Annotated in this window: 3 protein-coding genes and 1 tRNA gene; 2 read left to right on the forward strand and 2 right to left on the reverse strand. The window is 47.5% G+C overall.

The genetic code is table 11. The annotated features are described in order from the left end of the window. The coding region (locus tag WC490_08265; protein MFA5098592.1) for a 4Fe-4S binding protein at positions 1-621 on the reverse strand (621 nt) is incomplete at its 3' end. Between the two features lie 432 nt (positions 622-1,053). Here WC490_08265 and WC490_08270 point away from each other — a divergent pair. Continuing rightward, a complete protein-coding gene (locus tag WC490_08270; GenBank protein ID MFA5098593.1) occupies positions 1,054-1,209 on the forward strand; it encodes a hypothetical protein in 156 nt (51 codons plus the stop codon). A gap of 13 nt (positions 1,210-1,222) precedes the next feature. After that, positions 1,223-1,324: transfer RNA gene (locus WC490_08275), tRNA-OTHER, on the forward strand. Between the two features lie 149 nt (positions 1,325-1,473). Here WC490_08275 and WC490_08280 read toward each other — a convergent pair. Next, positions 1,474-2,145, reverse strand: a complete 672-nt coding sequence (locus WC490_08280; GenBank protein ID MFA5098594.1) for a hypothetical protein — start codon at positions 2,143-2,145, stop codon at positions 1,474-1,476. Between the last annotated feature and the right edge of the window lie 358 nt (positions 2,146-2,503).

The following is a 2,503-nucleotide window of genomic DNA, read 5'->3' on the forward strand; positions in this document are numbered from 1 at the left end:
AAGGAACTTTCCCAACTCCAGTGCCTCGACCATCCTGTCAAATATGCCTCTCTGGTCTGCCTTTTTCAGCAGCTCTTTGACACTGCCTGAGAATTGTTTTGGTATGAAGTCTATGGTCTGGGGCTTGTATGACACTTTTATCTTTCCGTCGCGCATCTTTTCAAAGAACGCCTGCGCTTCTGTGCCTTTGAAGAAAGTGACGAGCTCAGCATAGTCTGCCTCCCCTGACAACCTGCCGAGGTTTGGCTTGAGCACTCCGGCTATTATCTTTATTGCAGTGGATTTGCCGATGCCGTTGACTCCCAAAACTCCCACCACTTTGCCGAACAGCGGTGTCGGCAGGGAGTATAGCGCGAACCCGTTCTCCCCATAGCGGTGTATAGGATCCTGTGTCAGCTCTTCTGGCAGGTTGATTATGTCAATTGCGTTGAATGGGCACCTGTTAGGGCATATTCCGCAGCCTATGCACAACTCTTCGTCTATTGTCGCTTTCTTGTCCAGGACAGACTCCTTTATGCATGCTTCCCCTTTTCGGTTGATCGGGCATACCTTGGCGCAAAGATACCCGCCGCAGCCCATAGGGTTGCATTCCTGCTTCTTGACGATTGCTATGCGTGTCATGGTTGCTGAGGATAAGACATTAATTAATAAGTTTACCGCTATAAAAGCAGTATAACCGTACAAAATCCAAGCAGCAAAACCGAGGCCTGTGTTGCCTATTCAGCGCGTTTCTACTTTACACAACGAAATAATCTTAGACGGGGCTTCGCCAAAACAATACAAGATCAGAATTATGCGCGCGTGGCAACAGCAGAGCTTGGCGAATTTTACTTCAGGGCTTAGAGACCTGAAGGCTTTTAGCCGCATCTAAAAGAATGAGCCAAGCGGAGCCAGGCCTAGGTTTTGCGACAGTATAATCAGATGACCTATCTTAGCAATGTCCACAACCTGCCCCAAAGCAGTTAAAACTGCTCTCTGGCAGTTTAGTGCTTGTTCCGGGCATTTCTCTAAACCCCTAAAATTTAAATACTGCTGCCTTATCCTTATATCCTTATGAAATGCGAGATTTGCAAGGCAAAGATTAATGAGACTTTCCTGAACAAGGTCATCGGTACTTATGTGAAGGATGAGAAGGGCAAGAAGCACATCGTCTGCCCAGAGTGCCAGAAGAAGCTTAAGGCAAAAAAAGACATTATCGCAAAAATCTGAAATGTTTTTATCTGCCCCTGTGGCCTAGTAGCTATAGCGTCTGCCTCGAGTCAGTTGCATTCTGCACTGGCGGGCAATAAGCAGAAGGTCGCGAGTGCAATTCTCGCCAGGGGCTTTTTTTTTTCTATAGCGTGCTACCGACCCGCGCTTCAGGGCGAAGACCTGAAGGCTTTGAGCCGCAGCTCAAAGAGCGAGTGTAGCACCGGATAGCGGGATCAAGGAACAAGACCCTTGCGTAGATTGCAATTCTCGCCAGGGGCTTTTTTATATCCTATACTTCTTGTTTATCTCGCTCTGCAGCCTGAAGATGTCTTCGACAGCTTTTTCAAAGCTTTCTAGAGAATCATGTGATCTTCTAAGAGGTGTTACCCAGTCAGCGCGGAACTTGAGCCCGGTCTTATGTTCGCGTTCATGCTCGATAGGGATATAATACATTCCGAAAAAATGTGATGTGGATGCGCTTCCCCACTGCATGCTGTCCAGCTCTGTTAGGTCTTTCACTGCGACTTCAAGAAGCTCTTTCGCTTTTCTGACGTCATCGATTATTTTTTTCTCTGTGGGTAACAGTTCAGCAGCCAGTGCGTGGGTCTTATGGCTCGAGAGCCACACATTCACCTCATTCGTGACTGTTTCTATTGCTGGAAGGTGTATCTTTGCGGCGATGGTCAGGTGCAGTGACTCGTTGATCAGCCTTATGAACCTTTTCTGCCGTGAATGTCCTCTGATGCCGAATGATTGTCCAAAGATATCTGTTTTGTATGGATTGACAAGGTTCTTTGCGCGCTTTGAATATTTCAATGCAGTGCGGACTTCAGAAAGAAGGGCTTTCTCCTCTTTTTTTGCTATCTTCAAGAGGCTGACAAGGATTCCTTTTGGCTCATCAGTAGTTTTTTCAAGAAAACCGCTCTTGCGTCCGACAGGATTTAAAGATTCCATTGTATTGATTGACTGGTTTGCTGATTTATAAATATATCTTTGGCAAAATAGCCGCTGCTACCGCCTAGCGAGCTATTGGTCTAACATTCAAGGAAGGATGTTCTCGGAAAGAGAAGTGCGATGACATTGCAGCGAGCGCGGTAGCAGCGGCTTGCCTGTGCTGAAAAGTAGCGCACAGCGAATCATCACTTCTTATGCTTCGGCATGTACTCGTGCTCGTGGTGCTCTCCTGTCGGCTTCCCATAGAACTTGGTTGAGTGCGGTGCTGCTTTCAGGAAGCGAGGCATCCTGAACAGCGGTCGAAGGAACCTTGCGAATCTTGTTGACCTCTCCGCCTTTCCCAGTCTTTCTGCCTCTT

Source organism: Candidatus Margulisiibacteriota bacterium (assembly GCA_041650635.1).
Classification (GTDB): domain Bacteria; phylum Margulisbacteria; class WOR-1; order JAKLHX01; family JBAZKV01; genus JBAZKV01.